The following is a 680-nucleotide window of genomic DNA, read 5'->3' as shown; positions in this document are numbered from 1 at the left end:
TCTCACCCGCACGACCTTCGTCTAGAAGCTTACGGAACATCTCAACACCAGTACAAGTAGTGGTTTGAGTTTCCTTGATACCAACAATCTCGATTTCTTCACCAACTTTGATGATACCACGCTCAACACGACCCGTTACAACCGTACCACGACCTGAGATTGAGAACACGTCCTCAACAGGCATTAGGAATGGCTGATCTACAGCACGCTCTGGCTCTGGAATATAAGAATCTAGCGACTCAACCAACTTCTTAACAGCAGTTGTACCTAGCTCGTTATCATCTTCGCCGTTCAATGCCATCAAAGCAGAACCTGCGATAATTGGCGTATCATCACCTGGGAACTCATAAGTGTCTAGCAACTCACGAATTTCCATTTCAACCAATTCAAGCATCTCGTTGTATTCTTCTGAACCTGCACCACCACAGTCTTCAGCCAACAAGTCAGCCTTGTTCAAGAATACTACAATGTAAGGTACACCTACCTGACGAGACAAAAGGATGTGCTCACGAGTCTGAGGCATAGGACCATCAGTCGCACCACAAACCAAGATAGCACCATCCATCTGAGCAGCACCTGTGATCATGTTCTTAACATAATCGGCGTGCCCTGGGCAGTCAACGTGAGCGTAGTGACGATCAGTTGAATCATACTCAACGTGAGACGTCGCGATAGTGATA

General features: G+C 46.6%; 1 protein-coding gene. It reads right to left on the bottom strand.

Features of this window, described 5'->3' with window-relative positions; translation table 11 throughout:
• A partial coding sequence (locus tag A3756_RS06900) for a GTP-binding protein (RefSeq protein ID WP_231875504.1) occupies positions 1-680 on the bottom strand: 680 nt, incomplete at both ends.

The organism is Oleiphilus sp. HI0086, assembly GCF_001635225.1.
Note: the sequence above shows the minus strand (reverse complement) of the source record. Positions and strands in the feature narration are given on the sequence as shown.